Origin of the sequence: Pseudomonas sp. JDS08PS003, from assembly GCF_045013505.1 — a bacterium.
GTDB lineage: Bacteria > Pseudomonadota > Gammaproteobacteria > Pseudomonadales > Pseudomonadaceae > Aquipseudomonas > Aquipseudomonas protegens_B.
Genome location: NZ_CP120724.1, coordinates 1,068,244 through 1,090,018, shown reverse-complemented (window position 1 = coordinate 1,090,018; position 21,775 = coordinate 1,068,244). Strand labels below are relative to the sequence as shown.

Annotated in this window: 14 protein-coding genes and 1 tRNA gene; 4 read left to right on the top strand and 11 right to left on the bottom strand. The window is 63.0% G+C overall.

Going from position 1 to position 21,775, the window contains the following annotated elements; genetic code table 11:
• Positions 1-89 precede the first annotated feature (89 nt).
• The gene (locus P7C00_RS04875; protein ID WP_404938224.1) at positions 90-2,621 is read left to right on the top strand and encodes a PepSY domain-containing protein; all 2,532 of its coding nucleotides are present in this window, start codon (positions 90-92) and stop codon (positions 2,619-2,621) included.
• Between the two features lie 262 nt (positions 2,622-2,883).
• Here P7C00_RS04875 and P7C00_RS04870 read toward each other — a convergent pair whose 3' ends face one another.
• From P7C00_RS04870 to ptsP, 4 genes are all read right to left on the bottom strand, one after another.
• On the bottom strand, positions 2,884-4,425 hold the full coding sequence (locus tag P7C00_RS04870) for an alkaline phosphatase D family protein (protein ID WP_404938223.1): 1,542 nt from the start codon (positions 4,423-4,425) through the stop codon (positions 2,884-2,886).
• A gap of 834 nt (positions 4,426-5,259) precedes the next feature.
• The gene (locus P7C00_RS04865; protein ID WP_404938222.1) at positions 5,260-7,002 is read right to left on the bottom strand and encodes a PTS fructose-like transporter subunit IIB; all 1,743 of its coding nucleotides are present in this window, start codon (positions 7,000-7,002) and stop codon (positions 5,260-5,262) included.
• An 11-nt stretch (positions 7,003-7,013) separates the two neighbouring features.
• Entirely contained in the window at positions 7,014-7,955 is a 942-nt protein-coding gene (pfkB, locus tag P7C00_RS04860; RefSeq protein ID WP_041115950.1) for a 1-phosphofructokinase, read from the bottom strand.
• Positions 7,955-10,816 carry a phosphoenolpyruvate--protein phosphotransferase gene (gene ptsP, locus P7C00_RS04855; protein ID WP_346633659.1) on the bottom strand — a complete coding sequence of 954 codons (2,862 nt, stop codon included), beginning with the start codon at positions 10,814-10,816 and terminating at the stop codon, positions 7,955-7,957. The genes pfkB and ptsP overlap by 1 nt, the downstream gene beginning before the upstream one ends.
• Positions 10,817-11,118: 302 nt before the next feature.
• Between ptsP and cra the strand changes: the two genes are divergently transcribed.
• Both cra and P7C00_RS04845 read left to right on the top strand, forming a co-directional pair.
• Positions 11,119-12,114, top strand: coding sequence for a catabolite repressor/activator (gene cra, locus P7C00_RS04850; protein ID WP_346633660.1), 996 nt, complete (start codon positions 11,119-11,121; stop codon positions 12,112-12,114).
• A 3-nt stretch (positions 12,115-12,117) separates the two neighbouring features.
• The gene (locus P7C00_RS04845; RefSeq protein WP_346633661.1) at positions 12,118-12,909 is read left to right on the top strand and encodes a TatD family hydrolase; all 792 of its coding nucleotides are present in this window, start codon (positions 12,118-12,120) and stop codon (positions 12,907-12,909) included.
• Positions 12,910-12,927: 18 nt separating this feature from the next.
• Here the strand turns inward: P7C00_RS04845 and P7C00_RS04840 are convergent, their stop codons facing one another.
• The 4 genes from P7C00_RS04840 to P7C00_RS04825 form a co-directional block, all read right to left on the bottom strand.
• Positions 12,928-13,632 carry a methyl-accepting chemotaxis protein gene (locus P7C00_RS04840; RefSeq protein WP_404939911.1) on the bottom strand — a complete coding sequence of 235 codons (705 nt, stop codon included), beginning with the start codon at positions 13,630-13,632 and terminating at the stop codon, positions 12,928-12,930.
• A 1,480-nt stretch (positions 13,633-15,112) separates the two neighbouring features.
• Positions 15,113-15,949, bottom strand: a complete 837-nt coding sequence (gene ampE / locus P7C00_RS04835; protein ID WP_346633663.1) for a regulatory signaling modulator protein AmpE — start codon at positions 15,947-15,949, stop codon at positions 15,113-15,115.
• Positions 15,946-16,506: a 1,6-anhydro-N-acetylmuramyl-L-alanine amidase AmpD gene (gene ampD / locus P7C00_RS04830; RefSeq protein ID WP_346633664.1), complete on the bottom strand. Its 561-nt coding sequence runs from the start codon at positions 16,504-16,506 to the stop codon at positions 15,946-15,948. Before ampD ends, ampE begins: the two co-directional genes overlap by 4 nt.
• Positions 16,507-16,569: 63 nt before the next feature.
• Positions 16,570-18,798, bottom strand: coding sequence for a DUF1631 domain-containing protein (locus P7C00_RS04825; RefSeq protein ID WP_404938221.1), 2,229 nt, complete (start codon positions 18,796-18,798; stop codon positions 16,570-16,572).
• 363 nt (positions 18,799-19,161) lie between these two features.
• On the opposite strand from P7C00_RS04825, the gene nadC reads away from it, so the two are divergent.
• Complete coding sequence (gene nadC / locus P7C00_RS04820) at positions 19,162-20,010, top strand: carboxylating nicotinate-nucleotide diphosphorylase (protein ID WP_346633666.1); 849 nt, start codon at positions 19,162-19,164, stop codon at positions 20,008-20,010.
• A gap of 40 nt (positions 20,011-20,050) precedes the next feature.
• Here nadC and P7C00_RS04815 read toward each other — a convergent pair whose 3' ends face one another.
• From P7C00_RS04815 to P7C00_RS04805, 3 genes are all read right to left on the bottom strand, one after another.
• Positions 20,051-20,347: a DUF6388 family protein gene (locus P7C00_RS04815; protein WP_185073817.1), complete on the bottom strand. Its 297-nt coding sequence runs from the start codon at positions 20,345-20,347 to the stop codon at positions 20,051-20,053.
• Between the two features lie 438 nt (positions 20,348-20,785).
• Positions 20,786-21,307, bottom strand: a complete 522-nt coding sequence (locus P7C00_RS04810; RefSeq protein WP_346633667.1) for a hypothetical protein — start codon at positions 21,305-21,307, stop codon at positions 20,786-20,788.
• A gap of 282 nt (positions 21,308-21,589) precedes the next feature.
• Positions 21,590-21,665, bottom strand: a tRNA-Thr gene (locus tag P7C00_RS04805).
• Between the last annotated feature and the right edge of the window lie 110 nt (positions 21,666-21,775).

Genomic DNA, 21,775 nt, shown 5'->3' with positions numbered 1-21,775 from the left:
GCTTTTGCGTGTAAGAAAGAATGCTTCTCGACAACCCACGGCATAATGCGCGCCGTGTTTCACCTCTCTGGACGTACAAGGCGGTCGATGTGTTGAAGAAAACCCTGTTCCAGCTGCACTGGTTCTTCGGCATCAGCGCGGGGCTGATCCTGGCCCTGATGGGCATCACCGGGGCGACGGTGTCGTTCCAGGACGAGATCCTGCGCGCCCTCAACCCATCGGTGCTGCAAGTCGACAAGCTCCCCGCCGGAGTGCTGCCGCCCGCCGAACTGGTGGAAAAAATCCAGGCCGCCGAAGGCAAGACCGTGTCCATGCTCTGGGTGGAAACCGACAGTGGCAACGCCGCACGGGTGTTCTTCACCCCGCCGCCGGGGGAACGTCGTGGCCAGATGCGCTACTTCGATCCTTATACCGGCGAATTCATGGGCGACGCCGTCGGCCAGGACTTCTTCGGCTTCATGCTGCAACTGCACCGTTTCCTGGCCATCGGCGACACCGGCCGCCAGATCACCGGCGCCTGCACCCTGATCCTGATCTTTTTCTGCCTGTCCGGCCTGTACCTGCGCTGGCCGCGCCAGGTCGGCAACTGGCGCGTGTGGCTGACCCTGGACTGGGCCAAGAAAGGTCGCGGCTTCAACTGGGACCTGCACGCGGTGTTCGGCACTTGGTGCCTGCTGTTCTATCTGCTGTTCGCCCTCACTGGCCTGTACTGGTCCTACGATTGGTACAGAGAGGGCCTGACCAAACTGCTCTCCGACTCGCCACACAGTGAACGCCAGCGCGGCGGTCGCGGCGGCCCACCGCCCAAGGGCCAGGCGCCGCTGGCGGACTACAACGCCATGTGGAGCAGCATCTACAGCGCCGCCGGCAAGGACCTCAGCGGCTACAACATCCGCATGCCGCCAGTGGCCGGTCAACCGGCGACGGTGTTCTACCTGTTGAAGGACTCGCCCCACGATCGAGCGCTGAACCAGCTGACCCTGGACCCCGCCACCGGGGTCATCAGCCGTCATGACCGCTACGCCGACAAGAGCTTCAAGTCGCAGTTGCTCACCAGCGTCTACGCCCTGCACGTGGGCAGCTACTTCGGCCTGATCGGACGCATAGTGCTGACCCTGGCCTCATTGAGCATGCCGCTGTTCTTCGTCACCGGCTGGCTGCTGTACCTGGACCGGCGTCGCAAAAAGCGCCAGATCAAGAACGCTCGCCAAGGCCTGGAAAGCGCCGCCGACGATGGCTCGGCGTGGCTGATCGGTTTCGCCAGCCAGAGCGGCTTTGCCGAACAATTGGCCTGGCAGACGGCCGGGCAATTGCAAGCTGCCGGGGTCAGCGCCAAGGTCCAGTCGCTGGCCAGCCTCAGCGAACAGGATCTGCGCAGCGCCCAACGCGCGCTGTTCGTAGTCAGCACCTTCGGCGACGGTGAAGCCCCGGACAGCGCGAGGGGCTTCGAACGCAAACTGCTGGGCCGCGAGCTGCCGCTTGCGGGTTTGCAATACGCCGTGCTCGGCCTCGGCGACCGCCAGTATCAGCACTTCTGCGGCTTTGCCCGGCGCCTGCATGACTGGCTGTCGAGCCAGGGCGGCAACACCCTGTTCGCCCCCATCGAAGTGGACAGCGGCGACACCTACGCCCTGCGCCACTGGCAACAGCAACTGGGCCAACTGACCGGACAGGCTCCCGTGGACCTGTGGCAGGCCCCGGCCTTCGACAACTGGACCTTGAACACCCGCACCCTGCTCAACCCTGAAAGCAGCGGTTCCGGAGTCTACCTGCTGCAGTTGCTGGCCCCCAGCACCAGTAGCTGGCTAGCGGGCGACCTGGTGGAAGTCATGCCACGCAACAGCCCATGGATGGTCGACTACTTCCTCAACGGCCTGGGCCTTTGCGGTGAGAGCAAGGTACAGCTCGACGGCCTGGAAGAAAGCCTCGAACAGGCCCTGGGCAGCCGCCAACTGCCGGAAAACCGCAGCCATCTGGTGGGGCTGCATGCCCAAGCCCTGGTAGACGCCCTAGTGCCCTTGAGCGTGCGCGAATACTCCATCGCCTCGATTGCTGCCGACGGTTGCCTGGAGCTGCTGGTACGCCAGGAACGCCACGCCGACGGCAGCCTGGGCATCGGCTCCGGCTGGCTGACCGAACACGCGCCAGTGGGCGCCAGCATCAGCCTGCGGGTCAGACGCAACAGCGGCTTCCACCTGCCGGCCGAACCTTGCCCGCTGATTCTGCTGGGCAACGGCACCGGGCTGGCTGGCTTGCGCAGCCTGCTCAAGGCGCGGATCGCCGAGGGCCAGCAACGCAACTGGCTGATCTTTGGCGAGCGCAATGCCGAGCATGACTTCTACTGCCAGGACGAACTGCAGGAATGGTTGACCCGCGGCGACCTGAGCCGCCTGGACCTGGCGTTCTCCCGGGACCAGGCCGAGAAAGTCTACGTCCAGGACCGCCTGCGCCAGGCGGCGGACGAGCTTAAAAAATGGCTGGACGATGGCGCCGCGATCTACATCTGCGGCAGCTTGCAGGGCATGGCGTCGGGGGTGGATCAAGTGCTCAATGAAGTGCTGGGCGCAGACCACGTCGAACGCCTGATCGAACAGGGTCGCTATCGCCGCGACGTTTACTGAGGCCTCAGACGCTTCGCCGGCAAGCCGGCTCCTACACCCATCGTGCTGCATCCTCCGTAGGAGCTGGCTTGCCAGCGAAGGCGCCCGTCAGAACGGCGCAAGGCTCAAAACCCTATTCGCCGGCAAGCCGGCTCCTACACCCATAGTGCCGCACCCTCCGTAGGAGCTGGCTTGCCAGCGAAGGCGCCCGTCAGAACAGCGCAAGGCTCAAGGGCCTCTTCGCCGGCAAGCCGGCTCCGGGACGGGGCGTTGTCGAGGAGGGTTACACCGGTTGCAGGTTGTGCTCGTACACCGCCACGCCATCCAGGTCCCGCAGGATCACCTTCAGCTCTGCCGTCTGCCCATCGATCTGCACTTCGCCAAAGAACTGGAAGCCGGCAAAGGGCGAAGTGTTCTGTGCAGGCGGCGCCTTCTGAAACACCACTTCCGGGCCGAAGGTTTTATCCAGCACATTGGGCCCGAAACTCCCGGCATTCAGCGGGCCGGCAACAAACTCCCAGAACGGTTCGAAGTCCTGAAACGCCGCGCGATCCGGGTGGTAATGGTGGGCCGCGCAGTAATGCACGTCCGCCGTCAGCCACACATGGTTGCGCACCTGATGCTTGCGCAGATGCGCCAGCAATTCGGCAATCTCCAGCTCACGCCCCTGGGCCGGCCCCGGGTCGCCGTTGGCAACGGCCTCCCAACGCGCCACCCCGGGGCTGACTTCACCATCGGGCACACCGAGGCCAATGGGCATGTCCGCCGCCACCACTTTCCACTGGGCCGAAGAATCCTTGAGTTCGCGCTTCAACCAGTCCAGTTGTTCACGGCCGAGGAAGGGTTTCTCGCCACCGAGGTTGTCATCGTTGGCGCCACGATAACTGCGCATATCCAGCACGAACACATCCAGCAACGGCCCATAGCTGAGCTTGCGGTAAATCCGTCCGCCGCCATCGGCGCTCTGCCGGCGCATCGGCGAATACTCCAGCCACGCCTGCCGCGCGCGGCCCACCAGGGTCTGGATGTCCTTGGTCACGTAACGCTCGTCCAACTGCTTGCTCGGCGACCAGTTGTTGACCACCTCGTGATCGTCCCACTGCCAGATCTGCGGCACCTCGGCATTGAAGCGGCGCAGGTTGTCGTCCATCAGGTTGTAGCGGTAATTGCCCCGGTATTCGTCCAGGGTTTCAGCCACCTTGCTCTTGGCCTCGGTGGTGATATTGCGCCAGATGCGCCCGTCTTCCACGGTCAACTGCGCCGGCACCGGGCCGTCGGCGTAGATGGTGTCGCCGCTGTGGATAAAAAAGTCCGGCAGACGCAGGCGCATCGCCTCATAGATGCGCATACCACCGATGTCCGGGTTGATGCCAAAGCCCTGGCCCACCGTGTCACCGCTCCAGACAAAACGGATATCCCGGCGTTGCGCCGGCGCACTGCGCAAATGGCCGAACCAGGGTTCACTGACCACGCCAGACTGGGCGTCCTCGAAGGTCACCCGATAAAAGATCGCCTGATCGGCCGGCAACCCGGTCAACTCCACCCGCGCCGTGAAGTCGGTCCGCGCATCGGCCAGGGGCGAGATGAAACGCCGAGGGTTGCTGAACATGCTGCGCGTATCCCACTCCACCACCATCCGCGCCGGGCGGTCGCTGCGACTCCAGATCATCGCCCGATCCCCCAGCAGATCCCCGGACTGCACCCCATCGGTGAGCTGCGGCCGATCCTTGACCGAGGCGATCACCGCCGGCGCCAGGCTCGGCAGCAACAGCCCCGCCCCGGCGATTTGCATGATCCGACGACGGCCGAGGTTGAACTCGCTCATGGTGACTCCCTGACAATGGTCAAAAGGCAACCTTAGTCAGTGGGGATGAAGGGGGTGTGACAGCAAGGACATACGGCCGCCATGCAGGGTGGCAGCTGTACGCGGGTTAGCAGACCGGTCCAAGGAATCCGGCGCACCCAAGGGCGCCCCACGCACAGCCGCCATAACAGAACTCGGCAGGTCAAAAGCCAACCGGGACAGGGGCAATACTTGCGTGTCTTGGAATCAGGCGGCTAAACCCGATCACTGAATATTCAGTGACGAACCGAGCCTATTGAGCTGAATACCCAGCCGCAAGCGCCAAGGAGTGCCTCGGAAACCCCTTACAAAAGAAAGAGACTTGGCCGACGGTGGCCGCTGGAGAAAGCCGCAATAAGCCCTGGGCGCGGCCTGCAATAGCAGGTGCGCCGAGGTTGAGCGGCGAGGAAAAAGGGCGAGCCCGGCTTGAGGACGTCTTCGCCAGCCAGAACGGTGCAAGGCTTGAGGACCTCTTCGCCGGCAAGCCGGCTCCTACGGAACTGCGGTGGCGCGCTCTCCTCCGTAGGCGCTGGCTTGCCAGCGAAGGCGTCGGCCGAAACGGCGCAGGGCTCAAGGGCCCATTCGCCGGCAAGCCGGCTCCTACGGAACTGCGGTGGCGCGCTCTCCTCCGTAGGAGCTGGCTTGCCAGCGAAGGCGTCGGCCGAAACGGCGCAGGGCTCAAGGGCCCATTCGCCGGCAAGCCGGCTCCTACGGAACTGCGGTGGCGCGCTCTCCTCCGTAGGAGCTGGCTTGCCAGCGAAGGCGTGGGCCGGAACGGTGCAAGGCTCAAGGGCCTGTTCGCCGGCAAGCCGGCTCCTACGAAGAGGCGGGTTGCAGGGCCAGCTCCACCGCCTCGGGCCGCTTCACCAACGCGTACACCACCGCCGTCAGCAGGCTGCCCGCGACAATCGCCAGCAGGTACAGCAACGCATGGTTGATGGCATTCGGGATCAGCATGACGAACAGGCCGCCGTGGGGCGCCATCAGTTTGCAGCCGAAGTACATCGACAAGGCCCCGGTCAGGGCGCCGCCGGCAATGCTCGCCGGGATCACTCGCAACGGGTCTTTGGCGGCAAACGGAATCGCCCCTTCGGAGATAAAGCACAGGCCCAGCACCAGGGCTGCCTTGCCGGCTTCACGCTCGGTCTGGGCAAATTTGCGTCGGGCAATGAAGGTGGCAATCCCTAAGCCAATGGGCGGCACCATGCCCGCGGCCATGGTCGCGGCCATCGGTGCATAACTCTGGGAAGCCAGCAGTCCTACCGAGAACGCATAGGCCGCCTTATTGATCGGCCCGCCCAAATCCACGCACATCATGCCGCCCAGCAGCACGCCCAGCAGAATCGCGTTGGTGGTGCCCATGCTGTCGAGGAAGTGGGTCAGGGCTTCGAGCATGCCCGCCACGGGTTTGCCCACCACGTAGATCATCACCAGCCCGGTGAACAGGCTGGCCAGCAGCGGGATGATCAGGATCGGCTTCAGCGCCTCCAGGCTTTGTGGCAAACGCGCATATTTATTGATCGCCTTGGCCGCATAACCGGCGAGGAAGCCGGCGACGATGCCACCGATGAAACCCGCGCCCAGGGTGCTGGCGAGCATGCCGCCGATCATTCCCGGTGCCAGCCCTGGTCGGTCGGCGATGGAGTAGGCGATGTAACCCGCCAGCAGCGGCACCATCAACTTGAAGGCGGTCTCGCCGCCGATCTGCATCAAGGCCGCGGCCAAGGTGCCCTCTTCCTTGAATGCGGTGATGCCGAAGACGAAGGACAGGGCAATCATCAGACCGCCCGCCACCACCATCGGCAGCATGAACGACACCCCGGTCAGCAGGTGTTTGTAGACCCCGGTCTTTTCCTGTTTGGCCGGTGCCTGGGCGCCTGGCGCGGAGGACTCCAGCTGGCCCTCGGCCAGGGCCTTGTTCAGGGTCGCCTCGGACTGTTTCAGGGCCACGCCGGTGCCGCAGCGATAGATGCGCTTGCCGGCAAAACGCTCGGTGGCCACTTCGATGTCCGCCGCCAGCAGCACCACGTCGGCCTCGGCAATGGCTTGGGCGCTCAGCGGGTTGCGGGCGCCCACCGAGCCTTGGGTTTCCACTTGCAGGTCGTAGCCCAGGCGCTTGGCGGTCTGCTGCAAGGCCTCGGCGGCCATGAAGGTGTGCGCCACGCCGGTCGGGCACGCAGTGATCGCCACCAATCGCGGCGCGCGTTTGCCCGCCTCGACCACGGGCTCGGCACTGGCCTCGCTGGCCACATGGACCTGGGCCTCTTCGGCGCCGCGACGCAGCACTGCATCGACATCCTGCAAGGCCTGGGACGGGCTGCTGCGGTACACCCGTTTGCCGACAAAGCGCGACATATCCACAGGCCCGGTGCTGACCACCAGCACCCACTCGGCGGCTTCAAGGGTGGCCGCTGACAGTTGGCGTTCCGGGTGCGCCTCATCGTGCACTTCAACGCTGGTGCTCCAGCCCTGGCGCTGGGCCGCGGCGTCCAGCAGGCGGGCGCAGAGCACGCTGGTGACCATGCCGTTGGGGCAGGCGGTAACTATGGCTAACTTCATACGCAACCCTCTTATTGTTCTAGGAGGGGGTGCACGCGCACCCCCTGCTCCAGCCGGGCCAGTTGCACCCTGTCGCTGATGCCGAAACCGATCTGGGTCACGGCCATGGCGGCAATCGCCGTGGCCGTGCGCAGGGTCTGTTCAAACGGCTGGGCGCTGAGCAGGCCGTGGAGCATGCCCGCCAGCAGCGAGTCGCCGGCGCCCACGGTGCTGACCACGCTGACCTTGGGCGGCAGGGCCTGCAAGGACGGTGCAGCACTGAACCAGTTGACCCCCTCGGCGCCGTGGGACACCACCACGTGCTCCACGCCCTGGGCGCGCAGCAGGCGCGCCGCCTCGGCTTGCCCCGCCACGGATACCACCGGACTGCCGAGGGCGTCCGCCAGCTCTTCAGTGTTGGGCTTGATCAACCAGGGCCCCGCGGCCAGACCGGCGCGCAATGCGGCGCCGCTGGTGTCGAGGGCAACTTTCAGGCCGAGGTTTTTCAGGCGCAGCAGCAGTGCCTGGAACCACTCAGGGCTGACGCCTCGCGGCAGGCTGCCAGCCACCACCACCGCGTCATGCCCGGGAGCGATCTGTTCCAGACGCTCAAGCAAGGCCTGTTGCGCCGCCGCGCTGACCACCGGCCCAGGACCGTTGATATCGGTAATGCGCCCATCACTTTCGGCCAGTTTGATGTTGCTGCGGGTGTCGCCGGGCACACGAATGAAGGCATCGACAAAGCCGCGCTGGGCGAACAAGGCGTCGAAGGCCTGTGGATTGTTTTCCCCGAGAAAGCCGCTGACGGTCAGTTGATGACCGAGGTCGGCCAGCACCTGGGCCACGTTCACGCCCTTGCCTGCGGCATGGGTGTGCATGGCGTCGCTGCGGTTGACCTGCCCCGCATCCAGGCGCGCCAGCTGCACCGTCAGGTCCAGCGCCGGGTTGAGGGTCAGGGTGAGAATCTTCGCCATTACATGGCCTCCACTAGGGCGCGCACTTCGTTGGCGCTGCCGACGGCCAAAGCCTGTTGAGCAAGGGTTTGTGCCTGAGTCAGGCTGAGGTCGCGAATCCGCGCCTTGACCTCGGCGATGCTGCGTCCGGAGACGCTGAGTTCATCCACCCCCAGGCCCACCAGCACCGGCACCGCCAGCGGGTCGGCCGCCAGCTCGCCGCAGACCCCCACCCATTTGCCGTGGGCATGGGCGGCACGCACGGTGATGTCGATCAGTTGCAGCACCGCCGGGTGCAGGCCGTCGGCCTGGGCCGACAGCGTCGGGTGGCCGCGGTCGATGGCCAGGGTGTATTGGGTCAGGTCGTTGGTGCCGACGCTGAAGAAGTCCACTTCCTTGGCCAGCACCGGCGCCAGCAAGGCGGCGGACGGCACCTCGATCATGATCCCCAGTTGCAGGTCGGCCACGGGGATTTCCTGGCGCAGACGCTCGGTCATGTCCCGGGCCTGACGCCATTCTTCGACGCTGCCGACCATGGGGAACATGATCCGCAGTGGACGGTTGTCCGCCGAGCGCAGCAAGGCGCGCAATTGCGCTTCCATGATCAGTGGCCGCTGCAGGGTCAGGCGGATGCCGCGCACACCGAGGAAGGGGTTTTCTTCCTTGGCGATCGGCCAGTAAGGCAGCGGTTTGTCGCCGCCCACATCCAGGGTGCGCACCACCAGCGGACGCCCGGCGAGGCCGTCGAGTACGCGGCGGTATTCGGCTTCCTGGGTGGCTTCGTCCGGAGCCTGGGGATGGGCCATGAAGATCAGTTCGGTGCGCAGCAGGCCGATGCCCTCGGCACCGTTTTCCACGGCGGCGGCGACACCGGCGCTTTCACCGATATTGGCGAACACCTCGACGGCATGACCATCGGTGGTATGGGCCAGTTGATGGCGCTGTTCGGCGGCCGCCTTGAGCCGCTGCTCGCGGCTGTCACGCTCTTCGGCCGCCCGTTGCAAGGTCGTGCTATCAGCGTCCACATGCAGGCGACCGCGCTGGCCGTCCAGGAGCAAGGACGTGCCGGACTTGATCAGCAACACGCTGGCCCCCGCGCCCACCAGGGCCGGAATCCCCAGGGCCCGGGCAACGATGGCGCTGTGGGCGGTGGCGCCGCCGCGGGCGGTGAGAATGCCGGCGACCCGGGTCGGATCGAGGCGCGCGACGTCCGAGGGACCGACTTCGTCCATCACCAGGATGTAGGGCTGGTCCGGCTCGGCGGGAGTTTCGATGCCGCACAGTTGCGCCAGCACCCGGCGGCCAATGTCCCGCAGGTCGGCGGCACGCTCGGCGAGCAAGGCGTCCTGCAGGGCTTCCTGTTGTTTGGCGGCAGTTTCAATCACGGTCATCCACGCCGCTTCAGCGCTTTCGCCCTGCTTGAGGCGGGTGTCCACTTCGTCGGTCAACTCGGGGTCGTCGAGCATTTCCTGGTGGGTGATGAAGATCTCGCGAATGGCCTTGGCCTGGCTGCGCTGGATCAAGCCGTCGATGTCCTGGCGCACTTCGGCCAGGGCCTGCTGCAGGCGCTGGCGCTCGATAGCGGTGGACTCGCCCCGCAGCGGGTAGTCGATGGCTTGCTGAACCTGGATATGGGCCGGGCCGATGGCGATGCCGGGAGCGGCGGCGATGGCCTGGATCAGGCTGCCGGAGGCCGGGGCGCTGAGCGGGACCACGACTTCCTGCTGTTCTTCCCGAGGGGCGCTGACGGCCGGCAGTGGCTCAACCTCTTCGCCCAGCCCCTCTTCGATGGCCGCCAACAAAGCAGGCAAAGCGTCGGCGGCAATGCTCGGTTCAGCGATCAGTTCCAGCACCTGGCCGCGTCGGGCACCGAGGCTCAGCAGCTTGCTCAGGCTTTTTACCGAGACGGCCGAATCCTTGCCGTCGGCGATGCGGATGCGGATCTCGCCCTCGAAATTTTTCGCCAATTGCGCCAGCACCTTGGCCGGGCGGGCATGCAGGCCGTGGGCATTGGCCAGGGCGATACGGGCGCTGGGCCAGTCCGCCGGCAACTCGCCGCCGAGCACTTCCAGCACCGCACGGCGGCTGGTGGCACGGCCCAGTTCCTGGCCTCGGCCTTCGATCAGCAGCGCACACAGGCGTTCCAACAACGCTTGATGGGCCTCCCCCAGGCTGGCCAGGCAGAACAGGCCGCTCAGGGGCTGGCCCAGGTAGCGGATGGGTTTGTCCGGGGTGACAAAGGCCAGCCCCGGGCGCAGCACGGTCTGCTCGCTGTGCAACCACCACAGGCCGTCGCCCAGGGGCAACGCATCGACCTGTTGCAGCACCGCGGCAAAGCCGTTGCTCACGCACTCGGCCTGGCGCAGCAGACGGGCGCCACGCCAGACCAGTTCTTCGAAGTCTTCCGCCGCCACCCCGAGGCCGATCATCTGCGCATCCAGCGCCAGTTCCTGGGGCGCACCCTGCAACAGCTTGAGCAGGGCCTCCGGGGAACTGGCGCGACGCAGGGCCTGGCCCAGATCGGTTTCACCCAGGGCGCGGGTCAGGAGTTGCAGGAGTCGCAAATGCTCGTCGGATTTGGCCGCGATGCCGATGGCCAGGTAAACGATCTGCCCATCGCCCCAATCCACGCCGTCGGGAAACTGCAGCAGGCGCACGCCGGTGGCAAACACCTGATCGCGGGTTTCCGGGGTGCCGTGGGGAATGGCGATGCCTTGGCCAAGAAAGGTCGAGCCCTGGGCCTCGCGGGCCTTGAGACCGGCCAGGTAACCCTCGGCCACCAGGCCGTCAGCCACCAGTTTGTCGGCCAGCAAATGCAGCGCCGCGGACTTATCCACAGCCGACTGGCCCATGGATATCTGCTCTACAGTGAGCTCGAGCATGGCTTCTCCTATTTAGCGCGGCAGGTGGCGGCGCTAGGTATTGTTTTAAGTAAGCAGCGTAGGCGTCTTTATGGCCACAAACGGGACTCATTACCTGGCAGGGGCGATTTTCCGTTTGCGCTTTTGCCTAGAAAATACGCCAGCTGAAACGTTTAATCTAGCAAGATTGGTACGTTACTCGATAATCTCAGTGCCTTGTAGTCCTTCTGGTCGATTGCCGGTTCCGACGTTGGTCGCCTGCCCAGATCAGGTAGGATTGGCGAAAATATCGGGGCAAGCACCAAAAACAAGGAAATCCCGGGTTGAAACTCAGTGATATCGCTCGCCTGGCCGGTGTGTCCGTCACCACCGCCAGTTACGTCATCAACGGCAAGGCCGAACAACAACGCATCAGCAACGCCACCGTGGAACGGGTGCGTGCGGTGGTGGAAGAACACGGCTTCAGGCCCAACCCCCAGGCGGCCGGCTTACGCAGCCGGCACACCCGGACCTTGGGTTTCATTCTCCCGGACCTGGAAAACCCCAGCTACGCGCGGATCGCCAAGTTGCTGGAGCAAGGCGCCCGGGCCCGGGGTTATCAGTTGCTGATCGCCAGCTCCGACGACGCACCGGACAGTGAGCGGCAATTGCTCCAGCTGTTCCGTGCTCGGCGTTGCGATGCGCTGTTCGTCGCCAGTTGCCTGCCGCCGGAAGATGACAGCTACCTGCAGTTGCAGGCCCAGGGCCTGCCGATCATCGCCATCGACCGGGTGATGCCGCCCGAGCTGTTCTGCTCGGTGATCAGCGACGACCTGCAAGCCAGCCTGCACCTGACCCAGAGCCTGTTGCAGCCCGAACCCAAGCAGATCGTGCTGATCGGCGCCCGCCCGGAGCTGAGCATCAGCCAGGAGCGCGCCGCCGGATTCCGCCAGGCCCTGCAAGGCTTCGGTGGCGAAGTGCTGATCGAGCACGGCGAAGCCTTCAGTCGTGATTGCGGCCGACAGTTGATGGAAGAGCTGCTGCAGCGCCTGGGCCATCTGCCGGATGCCCTGGTGACCACATCCTATGTGCTGCTGCAGGGCGTGTTCGACGCCTTGCACGACTTCCCGCTCAAATCCCGCCCGCTGCGCCTGGGCACCTTCGGTGATACCCAACTGCTGGACTTCTTGCCGCTGCCCGTCAACGCCATGGCCCAACAGCACCCACTGATCGCCGAGAAAGCCCTGCAACTGGCCCTGGCCGCCATCGAAGAGGGGCAATACCAGCCCGGCGTCCAGGCCATTGCCCGGACCTTCAAACAGCGTATCCAGCAGGATTGAACCGTGGAGCTGATCGACACCCACACCCATCTGGATTTTCCGGATTTCGACAATGACCGTGAGGCGCTGCTGGCCGACAGCCGCGCCCGGGGCGTCTCGCGAATGGTGGTGTTGGGGGTCTATCAGGCCAATTGGCAGCGCGTCTGGGATCTGGTGCAGTGCGACCCACAGTTATACGCCGCCTTTGGCCTGCACCCGGTCTATCTGGACGATCATCAGCCCGCCGACCTCAAGCAACTGGGGGACTGGTTGACGCGACTGGCGGGGCATCCGCAGCTATGCGCGGTGGGCGAAATCGGCCTGGATTACTTTCTGGCGCAACTGGACCGCGAACGCCAGCAGTCGCTGTTCGAAGCGCAGTTGCAACTGGCAGCCGATTTCCAGCTGCCCGCCCTGCTCCATGTGCGGCGTAGCCATGCGGCGGTGATCGCCACCTTGAAGGCGTTCAAACTCAAGCGTGGCGGGATCATCCACGCCTTTGCCGGCAGCCGCGAGGAAGCCCGGGAATACATCAAGCTGGGGTTCAAGCTGGGCCTGGGCGGCGCCGCTACCTGGCCTCAGGCATTGCGCTTGCGCAAGGTCCTCGCCGACCTGCCCCTGGAGTCCCTGGTGCTGGAGACCGACTCGCCGGACATGGCGCCCGCCATGTTTCCCGGCCAGCGCAACAGCCCGCAGCATTTACCGGCGATCTGCACCGCCCTGGCAGACATCATCGGCATCGCTCCCGAGCAACTGGCCAGCGCCAGCACCCGCAATGCCTGCGAGCTGTTCGGCTGGCCCTCAAGCGCGCCATAACGATCGCCCCCTCCCCGGTCAGACGCGAAACGCACCAATCAGCTGTTTCAACTGCACTACCTGGGCCGACAGCTGGCGGCTGGCATCCTCGGTCTGGTGCGCGCCCTCGGCGGTGCGTTCACCGGCACGATTGATCTCGACAATGTTCTGGTCGATGTCGTGAGCCACCGCCGTCTGCTGCTCCACGGCGGCGGCGATCTGTTGGTTCTGGTCGACGATCATGCCCACCGCGCCCAGGATATTTTCCAAGGCCTGCTGAACCTTTTCCGACTGGTCGACCGTGCCATTGGCCATGGCGTGACTGCTGCCCATGGCCTTGACCGCCGCGCTGACGCCGCCGTGGAGCTTGCCGATCATCTCCTCGATTTCTTCGGTGGATTGCTGAGTCCGCTTGGCCAGGGTCCGCACTTCATCGGCCACCACGGCAAAGCCCCTGCCTTGCTCGCCGGCGCGGGCGGCCTCGATGGCGGCATTCAGGGCCAGCAGGTTGGTCTGTTCGGCAATGCTCTTGATCACCTCCAGCACCCGACTGATGGCCTGGCTGTCGCTGGCCAACTGGTTGATCACCAGCACCGACTGATCGATCTCGCTGGCGAGCCGGGCAATGCTGCCCTGCTGGGACTCCACCAGACCGCGGCCACTGATGGTTTCATCATTGACGCTATGGGCGCTGCTGACCGCCGCCGCCGCGCTGCGAGCCACTTCCTGGGAGGTGGCGGACATCTGGTTCATGGCCGTGGCCACTTGTTCGATCTGGCTGCGCTGGCCGGCCACGGCCTGGTTGCTCTGGGCCGAGACGCTTTCCACTTGCCCGGCCTGGCGCTCGACTTCGCTGACGGTGTGGCCGACCCGTTCGATCAGGTCGTGGATCTTGCGCACTGTGCCGTTGAACACGCTGCCCAGTTCTCCCAACTCATCGCGGCTGTGGGCGGTGAAGGTGACGGTCATGTCCCCCGCCGCCACCTTGTCCATCATCGCTCCCAGACGCCGCAAGGTGGTGCGGGTCGACGCATAGAAACCGCCATACAGATAGACGATCGAGAGGAACACCAGGGCCAGGGCCGCCACCAGCAGCACCATATGGCTACGGTTCTGCTCCAGGCGTTTTTGCAACTCGATGTCGAGGAACTTCAAGGTGCCTTCGTTGAGTTGATAGGTCTGTGCCATCAGGCTGCTGATCTGGTCGTAGAAACCCTGCCAGGGCGCGTCCAGGGTATCGGCCATCACCACCTGCTCTTCGAACAGTTCGCTGGCCTGCTTGAGGCTGCCTTTGCTGGCACTGGCGAGGCTGTCCAGCGCGTCGTGGGCGGCGCGGCTGGAGCCCAGCGCATCCTGCAGCTTGAGCCCGTACTCGGCCTGAAGCTTTTCGATCTGCACCAGCAGTTCATCGAAACGGGTGCTGGATGAAGAGTTGAGAAAGCCCTGGCCCAGGGAATAGGCGCCCATGGCCCGACCTTCTCCGAGGGTCTGGGTGACTTGCGGGGTGATGCTGGTGATCAGGTCGCTGAGCTGGCGGATGTCACCCTGGCCGTCGCGGCTGAGGCCCGACTGGCTGGCGATGATCTGACTGAACAGCTGCGCGCTGCCCAGAAGCTTGCCGATCAGCCCGCTTTTGTTCAGCAGCGAGCTTTCCACCTGCTGGGCCTTGAAGGTCGCCACCAGCTCATCGCGCTTGGCGTTGAACACCTCGACCTGCTGGGGATCGACGGTGACAGCCTGAAGAGCCTGCATGCGCTCGAGCACGGACTTTTCCAGGGCGACTATCTTGCCCTCCAGATCCCCGGCCTTGCCGGACTGACCGAGGCTGGCGTTGATTTGCACCAGATTGTTGAGGGTCTCCAGGTCCCGGCGCAGGCTCAGGCTACTGCCCAGCAAGTCGAGGCTTTGCAGCTCGACCCGGGTGCCCTGGAACTCCCGGTAGGAGTCGCGCACCAGATAGAAGTTGGTCACCAGCATGGGTAGAAAGAACAGCACGCTGATCAGACTGAACTTCATGCCGAAGCTCAGGCGATTCATCAGCGCGACAGCGGGATAGAGCAAGCTCTTCACAAGGAAGTCTCCCTTTTCTTTTATTGTTATGGGCAGGCAGGCGAAGGCAGCAGAAAGCCACTATTCGGCGCTCCGTCTGTATAGCTCAATTCCGGGGGAGGTTTTGTAACTTAAAGTTAACCGCTAGCGCGGCATCCAGGGGACCCTCGCTACGTCAGGCAAGAACGGTCCATAGGGCAAAACCGGCGTACCAGAGCACGGCCGCCCGCAGCAGCAGCTCCCAGATGCGGTCCAGGCTGTTGATACCTTCGGGTCCGGTCAAAGGAGGAGGAATTTCAGCGGCCACCAGGCCGACCTTCTCCACCAGTTGCGCAGCGCTGATGTGCCAATTGAGCAATTCGTGGAGCATCACCCGGCTCACGGCAACAAAGTTGCCCACCAGCGCGAAGCTCGCCGCCAGCAGGCGCACCGGCAACCAGTCGAAGGCATGGCGCAACTGCGCCGCACGCTCCACCAGGGCAGGGTTCTTGCCGTTGTCCGCAGCCAGGGCCAGCAAGCGATAGCTCAAGGCAGCCACCGGACCCAGCAGGAAGTACCAGAAAATCACCGCGAAGAAGCTCTGGAAGGCCTGCCATAGCAGGTAGCCCTGGACCCGCTCCAGCAGTTGCTCGCCACTGTCGGCGCCAATGTTCAGATCACGCTTGGCCACATGCACCGCCGCTTGCAGGTCCTCACGGCGCCAGGCATCGCGAAACGGTCCGAGGCCACCGAGCAAGTCGCCGCGGCCCAGGGCGTAGATCACCACCAGCAAATGCACCGGTAGGGCCAGCAGCCCGTAGGTGACAGGTTCCAGCACCAGCAGCAAAAGACCGAGCAAGGCCACCGGCAGCAACACCAGCAACAGCAACAGCCACCATGGATGCCCCGCCAGACGCGGGCTGGCCTCCAGGCGCGCCAACTCCTTCAGCCACCAGCCATCGCGCTGCACCCGCTGACGCAAGGCCGAGAACTTCTCGATCCACACCGCCAGCAGCAACACCAGAAAACTCATTGTCCTTCCCCCTTCTCCAAGGCGGCACGATAGCGTGCCCAATCGAAAGCCTGGCCCGGGTCGGTCTTGCGCCCGGGGGCGATGTCGCTATGACCACAAATCCGTTGTGGTGTGATGGCGCAGAAAGCCGCCTGTAATTGTTCGGTCAGGGCACTCAGGGAGCGGTACTGGGCGTCGGTGAAAGGCAGTTCGTCAGTGCCCTCCAGTTCGATGCCCAGGGAAAAGTCGTTGCACGTGTCCCGCCCCTCGAAGCTCGACACTCCCGCGTGCCAGGCCCGGTCCAGACAAGAGACAAACTGGGTGACCGCGCCGTCACGCTCGATCAGAAAATGCGCGGACACGCGCAAGTCGGCGATCCCGGAAAAATAAGGATGCTCTGTGACATCAAGGCGATTCTGAAAGAATTCCTGCACCTTGCCGGTGCCGAACTGCCCCGGCGGCAGACTGATGTTATGAATCACCAACAGGGAGATCTCGCCTGCCGGGCGTTCATTGAAATTGACTGACGGGCAGTGCCGTACGCCGTGACACCAACCCGTGGCAGGGTCCAGCCGCATACCGACTCCTTCAACTAAAGCCTTGAGTGGCCCAGTATGCCGCGTTACCCCCTCGGGTTGCGATCACTTGCCGTGATTGAGTCGCTGCAGATTGCCGATCACCGATTCCAGGGCTCGGTCGAACAGCAAGGTATCGTCCAGCGCCCGCACCGAGCCACGCTGAAACTCCAGGGCCAGGCCCATGCGCGTACGCTCCAGGACCTTCATCCCGGTGCGGTTGACGAATACGTACTTGGCCACGGGATGGGGGACAATCGCCGCCAGTTTGCAGCGCAGGGTATTGTCCTCGTCCTCTTGAAACTCGACCCAGGCCCCCAAGCGCAGCTGCTCCACTTGCAGCACGCTGGGGTCATTCGCCGGCAGGACCAGAGGCGCTGCTTCCAGGGGGCCTTCTTCGGCGCTGGGCAGGACGATCTCCTGGGCCACCACTATCAGGTCGGTATGCTCGGCCTCCAGGGTCACCACTCGCTGTTGCGGTGCCAGGGCTTCACGCTCGAATGCCTGCAGATGCAGAAGCTCCAGTTGGCTGAAGAACTCGCTCGTGGCGAAGGGATCGAAAGCAGCGCCGCTCAAGCCGTCTCGCAGGCCCTTGAGCAGTCCCGGCACCAGGGCCAGCAAGCGCATCGCGGTATCCGGCTGCTCGTGGCGTTGCACACTCCAGATCAGCTCGTTCATGGTCCCCTCGGCGGTGTGCCACTCGGCAGAATCATCACCGTGCTTCAGGCAACTGAGCAACAGCACCTGGCTCCAGGCATCGCGAACAAAATCCACCACTTTCTGCGGCAGCACCTTGCCCAGCAGCGCTTCGTTGAGCGCCTGCTCCACCCGCCGTCTCGCCAGCTCCGCCCTGGCCCGGCCCTCCTCGGCATCCCGGGTACGTTGCTCCAGCAACTCCGCCCGGCGCCGCTCATCGGCGGTGAAGGCAAGAAAGTCTGCCAGCAACTCGGAGAAAATCGCCGGGTCGTCGGTGAATTCGCTCAGCAGGCGCTGCACCACCTGCTCGATACGCAAGTACAGGCTGTCACGCTGATGATCATCGCAGCCGCCCCAGCCCATCGCGGCAGCGGCGATTTCATTGAGCAGGCGCCGCGCCGGGTGGTTGCCGCGACTGAAGAAACTCTTGTCCAGCACCGCCACCTTGAGCATGGGAATCTGCAGGCGTCCGATCAGCGCCTTGAGGGACTCCGGCAGGTTGCGGTCGTCGAGGATGCACTCGAAGAGCATGGCGATCAGGTTGATCACGTCCTCGTCGGCAACATCCACGACCCGGGACTTGCCGCTCTTGACGCTGACCCGGGTGAGCAGTTGTTCCAGCTGATTGCGCAGGTCGAAATCTTCCTGGGCACTGGGGGCCGGCACGTACTGCTGCAAATGGGACAGCAGGCGCATGAGGTCACGGGTCGAAATCGGTTGGGTTTCGGCGCTGGCCTCCAGGGTCGGTGCAACGCTGCCGCGCACATGCAGGAGCAGTGTCTGCAAGGCCGCGAAGACTTCCTGCACGCTCTCGTCGAGCGGGCTCTGGCCCGGCTTGTGCCCACTGCCATCGACGGTGGCGGTCTGGGCTTCAGCCTGGGCTCGATCGGAGGCCCGACGCGCTGGGGCCGGCATCAGCTCTGGCAGGATTCCGGTGGCAATCAACAGCTGATTGGCTTCGCCATAGAGCAGTTCGGCATCGCTGAGCACATACCGTTCGAACAGCTTGAGGATGATCAACTTGACCTTGATCTCCACCCCCAGGCTGCGTCCGGCCTGGAGGAAGTACTCACAGAGCAGCGCCGGAGCCAGAGGATTTTCCGCATCCGCCAAGCGTCGGCCCAGCAGCACGCCCAGGCGCGCCGTCAGTTGCCCGAGGGCGAAGCCGTCCCGGTTGAGGACCTTGGCCACCATGGCATCCACGGCCACGGTCTTTTCCAGGTCATCCTGGGAAGGGTCAAGAGAAGGGTCGTAAGCCACTGCATGGGGAATGACCAGGGCCGGGTCGTACTGCACCAGACCGGCGAAGGCTTCGAAAAACTTCTCCAGAAAACCGCGTTCGATGCTTTTGCGCTTCAAGCGCAGGTCGCGCATGGCTTCAAACAGGGTGTTCTGCTCAACGTTGTTCTGTGCCCGATCGGCCATCTCGAACAGCGTGTCGTCGGCGTTATCGAACAACTCCTGCAAACCGTGACGCAACTGCTGGGCGGCCTTGTCTCGAACCTGAAGCAGAATCACCGGCAGGCGGGCAAGCGGCGAAGCGGTCGCCTGATCTGTAGCCGCCTTGTGCAAAGGCACTACATTCCCGTCGTTGTGCATCCAAGCCTCCTGGAAAGGTGTTTCTTCGGTTCGAGATCAAGGTTCAGTCAAGCCGACGACGCTCACAGTCGGCTCTCAGCGGAAGCAAATGCATTCCACTGCACTTTATTTAAGGGGGAGCCAAAGATACGTCAAAGCTATGACGTCAATTACAAGTCATATTATCTTGTAAAAGCCCCCTCTTACGCCAGCAGACTCTGTCGCCTATCCGGAAATAACCCTCAGACCAACGAGAAAATTCACTCATACCCATCAGACAAAGCGACGAAAGACAGGTTCGTCAAAGGCTCGCCGACATTTGCCACCTTGGGTTCGCCGATCCCATGCCCCTATAATCGGCGCACTTAGTTTGTGGAGCCCGTTATGCCGAATCTACGCCTCGCCGACCTGACCGCCGAAATAGAAGCCAACGTGCGCCGCGCGTTACTGGAAGACATCGGCAGCGGCGACATCACCGCGCAGTTGATCCCGGCCGAACGTCTGGCCAAAGCCACCATCATCACTCGCGAAGCAGCGGTCATCGCCGGTACGGCCTGGGTGGATGCGGTGTTCCGCCAGCTGGACCCGCGGGTTGCCGTGCACTGGCAAGTGGCTGACGGCGAGCGAGTGGTACCCAACCAGGCGCTGTTCCACTTGGAAGGCCCGGCACGTTCATTGCTCACCGGCGAACGCAGCGCGCTGAACTTCCTGCAGCTGCTATCCGGCGTGGCCACCCGTGCCCAATATCTGGCCGACTTTGTCGCCGATACCCAGGTCAAGCTGCTGGATACCCGCAAGACCCTTCCCGGCCTGCGCCTGGCCCAGAAGTACGCGGTCACCTGCGGTGGCTGCCACAACCACCGCATCGGTCTGTATGACGCCTTCCTGATCAAGGAAAACCACATCGCAGCCTGTGGCGGCATCGCCCAGGCCGTCAGCGCCGCCCACAAGATCGCCCCGGGCAAGCCGGTGGAAGTGGAAGTGGAAAGTCTTGGGGAATTGAAGGAAGCGCTGGCAGCCGGTGCCGACATCATCATGCTCGATGAACTGAGCCTGGACGATATGCGCGAGGCCGTGCGCCTGAATGCCGGCAAGGCCAAGCTGGAAGCCAGCGGGGGAATCAACGAAAGCACCTTGCGCCCGATTGCCGAAACCGGGGTGGACTACATTTCCATCGGTGCCATGACCAAGGATGTGAAAGCCCTGGACCTGTCCATGCGCTTGAGCATCTGATCCATGAAAAACGCCAGCCTGGTTAAGGCTGGCGTCGGGTTCAACTGTCGATCTCGTTGAGCTGCAGATAATCCTCAAGGTCCATGCCCAGCGCTTCAGCAACCTCCTGATGCACTTCCAGGCGCATGGCCTTCAACTCCTCCGGTGTCTCGGCCACCAGATCGAGCACCAGCTCCCACGGCTCGATGCCGCGAGACTCCGCCTCGTCCTCAAAGGCCCATTGCGCCTGCTGCTTCTGTTCTTCGGGGCTCAGGGCGTTGATTTCTTCTTGCAAGGAAGGCGTGGCAGCCAGGTACCTTTCAAGCGCTACGTCGATTCTTGCCTCTTTAGGAATCATCTCGTTCTCTCTGATCGTGGGAATGGAAGATGGATCTGGATCGTTGGGATCTCTCTGCCGCAAAAAATCGTTGCAACCGCCGATTTATCTGGCCTTCAGAACCATTCGGGATCATCTGAAAACAGCATGCTGGTACTCAGACAGAAACCGAATATAGGACCTTTGGCCGACGATTTATATGACCTGATGCACCGATGAGAGAGAAATCGGCGGATTTGCGGACCATCACCAGACACAGACTCGCCAGAAACCTCAGGAAACAAGGTTACGCCCTAGAAAACCAAGATTGGCAACGACAAAGAAAAGCTTACAAGCGCCAAGGTAATCACGAAGGCAGGTGAATACCTCATCCCCATGACCTTGGCCTTGGCCTTGGCCTCTGGCCTCTGGCCTCTGGCGATTGGCTTACACCGGTTCACAAGAAAGTGCTATTTGCACTCAGCCCGTAGTTGTTCCTTTTCTCAAGCAAACGCCTGCCTTGCCGAGCTCGAAAAATCTTCTTAGATTTTCTAGGATGTCGTACTTCTGAATTGTCCCATTGGTGGCAATATTCATTTCAGCCTTGGTCACCCACAAGTGTCCTTCCTTGCCTTGATTAGGAATAACGGAGAGCACGATATTAAATCTTCTAGCTTCAGCAGGTGTCGCGGATGCCTTAGGCTCATAGAAGTTAAAAATCAGTTCGTTATCGTCATTGGGTGAGACGCTTTGCGCACTGACAACAGGCAGTCCAGCCTTCGAAGCTGTTGGAAAATTAGCTGAGTACAATACGCCTGTGCCCCGTACATCTTTGGTTATTTCCAAATAATATTGTTCACGATCTTTCGCATTCGCTGGAGTGGTGCATTCTTCGCCCTCCGTTGCAAAGTACTGTCCCTCAAACTCATACAAAGGGGCTTTCTCACAGGCTGCAAGGGCCAGAGACACTATTCCGATTAACGCCAACTTCCACTTCTTCACGCTGAACACTCCATGATTCCCGGGCGTCATTATGGGCAATACCGCTCAATCAACAACAAACTACAGCACTGCCTACTGAATAGAACAGCAGCATCTAAAACTTCCAGAACAAGCCACAGAGACTTTCAATAAGGACTTATGGATACAACCGACGAACTCAAAACAAGTTAAACCTGCCTACCGGCATTTCTTAGAGAAGTATCTTTCGAGGGCACTCATTCAGCGCTAGGCGGACTTTGCTGGAGGGGCCGTACATTCGCAAACCGCTCAAAACTCGATATCTGGTGCCGGAGACAGGAATCGAACCTGCGACCTTCGCGTTACGAGTGCGCTGCTCTACCGACTGAGCTACACCGGCGTGGGCTAAAAACTAGCACCCGCGCCCTGGGCCGGCAACCGAGAGGCTGTTATCGCAGATAGCAAAACGCCCCGAACCAGTCGGGGCGCTTGCTTGTTCAGCGTAAGGCT